We start from the raw sequence: 5,589 nt of genomic DNA on the forward strand, positions 1-5,589 counted from the left end.
ACGCCCACCTCACAGAACTGCGCAGACCCCCGCAGCGCAACCAGCCTCGCCGGCCCGGCCCCGTACTGGACCAGCTACACCTACAACAACGCCGGTCAGCGGACCAGCGAGACAGTCCACCAGGGCAGCGGCAGCGACACGAAGACGACCTACTGCTACACCAACACCAGCCAGCCGCACACCCTGACCGGCACCACCACCAAGGTCGACTGCACCAGCCCGCAGCGCACCTACGACTACGACACGACCGGCAACACCCGGCACCGCCCAGGCGCTACGGCCACCCAGCAACTGGACTGGTCACCCGAAGGCCAGCTGACCAAGCTAACCGAGAACGGAACGTCGACCGACTACCTCTACGCCGCCGACGGCACCCTGCTCATCCGCGCCACCAGCAACGGCGAGCGCATCCTGTACGCCGGCGCCACCGAACTCCACCTCCGCGCCAACGGAACCACCTGGGCCCAGCGCTACTACGCCGCCGGCGCCGTCACCGCCGCCGTCCGCTCCAACGAATCGGGCGCCAACAAACTCACCTACCTCACCGGCGACCACCACAACACCTCCACCCTGGCGATCAGCCCGGACACCGCCCAGACCTTCACCAAGCGCTACACCACTCCCTTCGGCGCCGACCGCGGCAAGCCCCTCTACGGCCCCTGGCCTGACGACAAGGGTTTCCTCGGTAAAACCCGGGACGCCACCACCGGCCTGACCCACATCGACGCTCGCGAATACGACCCGACAATCGGCCAGTTCCTCAGCGTCGACCCGGTCCTTGACATCAGCAACCCGCAGACCCTGAACGGCTACAGCTACGCCGCAAACAACCCGGTCACCTACTCCGACCCCGACGGCCGAATGCTCTTCCCTGGGGACAACTCTCCCGGCGTCGACAGTGGGGGCGGAAAAGGCTCCCAAGCGATCTCCAGCGGACGTTTTGCAAACGACGGGTGTAACGGCTGCTCCAGTCAAAACAGCAGCAACGGGACGGCGCACGTCGGCAACGGCAGCGGGGTTGTTGTACAGAATGCGAGTGACGGTGGCTGCGGGTTCTGGGACGTCAAGTGCGGATGGAACCAACTCTGGGAAAGTGAGTGTGGGTTCTGGGATATTAAATGCGGGTTCAAGGAGAATTACCATGCTTGGAAAAATGCTATAGTCACACTCTCTCCTCTGGAGGATGCAGAAAACTGTCAGCAACAAGACTACTCCGCCTGCGGGTGGCTCATTGCAGGATTCTTGCCCATTGGGAAGCTTAAAGGCTTGGCGAAGGCGCTGGAATCGGGGGAAGACGCGGCTAAGGCGGCGCAACGCTATGCCCGGGGAATGAATCTGGCTGGCAAAATTGCGTACGGAGAAGGGCATCTAAGTCAGGCGGTACAACTGCAGCGCCTCATCGATAAAAATAAGACAGGCAATTATGCAGCCGCACTGCTCTCAGATGGTACGACTCTGGTCGCAAGGTCGGGCGGAGGGCCGCACGCAGAGGAGAAGCTGCTCGATGCGGCAGGCGACAGGATTGTTGCCTTGTACTCTGAGCGTCAACCCTGCAACGGAACGCACAACTGTATTGGTAAAATTGCAGCGGCCGGGATAAAGAACGTGAGTTGGTCGTTCGACTGGAACTCGAACAAAGCTGTACAGGAAAAAGCGACCGCTGATTTCAAAGCGGCGATTGCTGAGTTGTTCAAAAAATAGTGCACCCAATAGTCGAGGTTGGGGACGTCGATGCAGTTTGAGTTGACTGAAGTATCTGGGGACGGGGTAAGTGTGGAGGTGCCGGTTACCTTCTTTTCTTACCGGGCGAACGACCACCTGGAGCGGCTTATGTCAGGTGAGGGTGAGATCTATTACCAGTTCTGGCGGATGGGGCATCATGTTGGTGTTTATTTGCAGCAAAGCTCGGGAATCATCTTTGCGGGAGCGAGCTTGAATGGCCTAGTTTTCGCGAATTCATCCATCGAGCTTTTCAATGAATGCGTAAAGAAGATCATTGATCGGTTCCCGTTTTATGCCGAAGGATCCGATCTTGATGATTGTGAAATGGCGGCTGAAGACTTGGAGGGGATTGTGCGGGGTGTCGATCCCTCTGCGGCTAATGAAGGCACATTCTGGAGTGATTTCATTACCGACGTATCCATTGGTGACTACCCTGAATAAAGCACTGACTTCGATTCGGCAGTGGCCGTGATTGCCTGGCTGGGCTGTCGGCTAACCTCGGGCTTTCGCGTGCCCAGCAGACCCTTCAGCTGTAGATCCTTGAGGGCGCTCTAGTTCGGTGGTCTTGGGGATCGGGTGACTCACCTGTATGAAGGCCGAGTTGCTGGATGTGCCGCCGGTCGTGACGGACCGGAAGTGGGCCGAGGAGTGGTGGACCGGCTGGAGGACCTGTTCCCGGAGTCGGGGCACGTCTTCGGCCGGTGGGAGCTGCGGCTGCGGGCGCAGGCGTGTCTTCGGGGGCTGCTGGCGCCGCTGTCGCGCAAGAACGGTTGGCGGTTGGCCGAGTACGCCGGTGACAGGGCCCCGTGGGGGCAGCAGCGCCTGCTGGACCGCGCCCGCTGGGAGGCCGACGAGCTGCGCGACTTCACCCGCCGCTACGTGATCGACGGTCTGATCGACGGCAGGGTTGGTGCCGGCCCGGGCGGGGCGGGGGTCCTGGTGGTGGGCGAGACCGGGTTCGCGAAGAAGGGCAGGGCCTCGGCCGGGGTGGCCCGCCAGTTCACCGGCACGCTGGGCGGCGTGTTCCCGTGCCAGGTTGAGGTGATGGCAGCCTGGGCCACCGGCGCCGGACAGGTGCTGATCGACCGCGAGCTGTATCTGCCCCGCGAATGGACCGATGACCGTGAGCGGTGCCGGGCCGCGCATGTCTCCGGAACGGTGGGCTTCGCCGTCAAGCCGCGCCTGGCGGAGCGGATGATCGAGCGGGCTCTGTCGGATCTTCCCGAGGGCCGCATCTGGGTGGCCGCGGACGAGGTTTACGGCCGGGACGGCGCCTTCCGTGCCTTCCTGGAGGGGCACCGCCTGCCGTATGCGGTAACGGTGCAGGCCAACCAGACCGTGCTGCGGCGCCCGGGCTGGCGGCACGCCGCCCGGCTGGTGGAGCGCTGCGCACGCGAGGAGGACTGGCTCACCCTGCCCGCCGGCCCCTCCCAGCTGGGCAGCCGGATGTGGCAGTGGTGGGTGCGGCGCGTCCCCGATCCCGACGCCGAGCTCGGTGAGGGCGCCTGGGCGCGCTGGTTCATCGCCCGCCGCCCCGAGGCGCCCGGTGAGCGCGACTACTACCTGGCCTGGGGGCCGCAGGACACCCCCGTCGAGGAACTCGTGATGGTGCCCGGGGGCCGCTGGCGGGTGGAGGAGGCGATCAAGTTTGCCAAGTCTGTCTGTGGGCTGGATGATTACGAGGTCAGCTCCTCCCACGGCTGGTACCGGCACCAGAGTCTGGCCCAGCTCGCCGCCGCCTTTCTCGCCGTCCAGGACGCACACACCCTGCGCGAACAGGGCCCGGCCTGTTCCGTTCGCTTCGCCGAGCAGGCCGCTCCGTCCGATGCCCACACAGGGGGATCTCGCGGACCCCACCAGCAGCATCCCGCCCGTCCGGTTCACCGCATACGAGATCCGCCGCCTGATCGTCGTGCTCCGTCCCGAGCCGCCGCAGGACGAGCGCATCGCCCATGTCCTGCACTGGTCCGCCTGGCGCCGCCACCATCAGGCACACGCCCGTGCCTGCCACCGAGCCCGCCACACGGCCAGCCGACCACCGCCACACAACCAAACCGGAACTACAGCGCTCTCAAGGACCTACAGCTGAAGGGGCAGATCCTTCAGAAGCTGTTGTCTTTTCGATCTTGGGAGATGCGCGTCGAACGGGAGTCCCGATCGGGTGGTCGCGGGGTGCTGGGCGCATACGAGCAGGGCCTCCTGAACAGCTCGTTGGTGTCGAATCACCGAGCAGCAGCAGGAGGCCCTGGTGCAGCAGTCTTGCGTGCCGATGGCCGGGCGGTCCAGTGCGGTCACCTGGGAGTGTGACTGCCTGGCTCACCGGTTCGGAAACGCCGCCGACAACGGGACGCGGCAGCGTCGCTACCCGACGGACATGACGGACGGGGAGTGGGCCGTGGTCCGCCCGCTGCTGCCGGTGCCGGGCTGGATGCGCGGCTGGGCCGGCCGGCCGGAGGGGTACTGCCACCGGGCCATGCTCGATGCAATCCGGTATCTCGTGGACAACGGGATCAAGTGGCGGGCGATGCCCGCCGACTTCCCGCCGTGGGACCGCATCTACGCATTCTTCCGCCGCTGGCGCGACCACGGCTTGGTGAAGGAGTTCCATGACCGGTTGCGCGCGAGGGTCCGTGAGGAGCTGGGGTGGGATGCGGAGTCGACGGCCGCAGTGATCGACTCGCAGTCCGTCAAAGCGGACGCCGTGGTCGGCGCGGACAGCCGGGGCTTCGACGGCGGCAAGCTGATCAACGGCCGCAAGCGGCATGTCGTGGTCGACACGCTCGGCCTGCTGCTGGGCGTGATGGTCACCGCCGCGGACACCGGCGACCGCATCGCCGCCCAGGTGCTGCTCGGGCAGGTCGCCGACGTGCACCACCGGCTGGAGCTGGTCTGGGCCGACGGCGGCTACACCGGCAGCCTCGTCGAGCACTGCCTGGCCGCGTTCGCGCTGGTTCTGGCGATCGTGAAACGCAGCGACGACATGCGCGGCTTCGTGGTGCTGCCCAAGCGGTGGATCGTCGAGCGCCTCTTCGCCCACCTGATGCGAAGCCGCCGTCTCGTGCGCGACTTCGAGCGGCGCACCGCCAGTGCCGAGGCGATGGTCTACTGGTCGATGACCCTGCTCATGACGCGCCGACTTGCCCGGCCGGGCCCTGGGCGAGGGTGAACCGCCCCGGTTGCCGCTCGGCCAACCAGCCCCGCGCGACCAGGCGTTTCGCCTTCGACCGCAGTGTCTCCACTCGTGCCGGCACCACGTCCATGCCGAACGCCTGGGCCATCTCCTGGCAGGTCAGCGGCCCTTGATGGAGCCGGTCCCGGTCCGCGAGCGCCGTGAGGATGCGCTGGTAGTCCACCGACAGCACCGACCCGTCAAGGCCCTCACGCCACACCGGCACCTGCGACTTCGGCTTCGCGGCGCCCCCGGGTTCCGGCGGCGCGTCCGCATCCCGCGGACCCTCAGTGACCTCGGTGCCGGCGGTGTTGCCGCCGTCCGGAGCCAGCACCGTGTCGACCCGCCTGCGGGCAATCGCCCACTCCTGCCATTCCTGCTCGGCCGCGGCCAGTTCGGCCTGGATGCGGTCGGCCTCCTCCCGCAGCCCGTCGACTCGACGGCGAGCGGCGAGCTCGTGCTGTTCCAGCAGTCCGACGACTGACGGCATTCATGACCTCCCGGGGAGCGACGACCCGACAGGCCACGACTCCCACGGAATCACCACTGCTATCCCCGACCAGCGGAAACGCACTGATCACGCCCGAAAAGACAACAGCTTCTTACACCAGCACCTACCTCACCGCTTCGAACAGCTGGCGCAGCCACGGTACGACAGCCCGCTACGACGACCTGGGCATGCTCAGCTCGTTCGACGA

Annotated in this window: 5 protein-coding genes; 4 read left to right on the forward strand and 1 reads right to left on the reverse strand. The window is 65.8% G+C overall.

Translation table 11 applies throughout. The features are described 5' to 3' along the window. From ACWDUZ_RS38305 to ACWDUZ_RS38320, 4 genes are all read left to right on the forward strand, one after another. On the forward strand, positions 1-1,701 hold a 1,701-nt coding region (locus ACWDUZ_RS38305), incomplete at its 5' end, for an RHS repeat-associated core domain-containing protein (RefSeq protein WP_451636447.1). A 30-nt stretch (positions 1,702-1,731) separates the two neighbouring features. Continuing rightward, complete coding sequence (locus ACWDUZ_RS38310; RefSeq protein ID WP_451636448.1) at positions 1,732-2,163, forward strand: SUKH-4 family immunity protein; 432 nt, start codon at positions 1,732-1,734, stop codon at positions 2,161-2,163. A 210-nt stretch (positions 2,164-2,373) separates the two neighbouring features. Continuing rightward, positions 2,374-4,029, forward strand: coding sequence for an IS701 family transposase (locus tag ACWDUZ_RS38315; RefSeq protein WP_451636449.1), 1,656 nt, complete (start codon positions 2,374-2,376; stop codon positions 4,027-4,029). A gap of 67 nt (positions 4,030-4,096) precedes the next feature. After that, positions 4,097-4,888, forward strand: a complete 792-nt coding sequence (locus ACWDUZ_RS38320) for an IS5 family transposase (protein ID WP_451636450.1) — start codon at positions 4,097-4,099, stop codon at positions 4,886-4,888. Here ACWDUZ_RS38320 and ACWDUZ_RS38325 read toward each other — a convergent pair. Further along, on the reverse strand, positions 4,845-5,381 hold the full coding sequence (locus ACWDUZ_RS38325) for a hypothetical protein (RefSeq protein WP_451636451.1): 537 nt from the start codon (positions 5,379-5,381) through the stop codon (positions 4,845-4,847). The genes ACWDUZ_RS38320 and ACWDUZ_RS38325 overlap by 44 nt on opposite strands. Positions 5,382-5,589 lie beyond the last annotated feature (208 nt).

The sequence above is a fragment of the Streptomyces sp. NPDC003393 genome (assembly GCF_053589015.1).

Bases quoted from the DNA above. Each gene is read 5' to 3' on its own strand.
- ACWDUZ_RS38310 (WP_451636448.1), top strand. From the start codon at position 1,732: ATGCAGTTTGAGTTGACTGAAGTATCTGGGGACGGGGTAAGTGTGGAG.
- ACWDUZ_RS38320 (WP_451636450.1), top strand. From the start codon at position 4,097: ATGACGGACGGGGAGTGGGCCGTGGTCCGCCCGCTGCTGCCGGTGCCG.
- ACWDUZ_RS38325 (WP_451636451.1), bottom strand. From the start codon at position 5,381: ATGCCGTCAGTCGTCGGACTGCTGGAACAGCACGAGCTCGCCGCTCGC.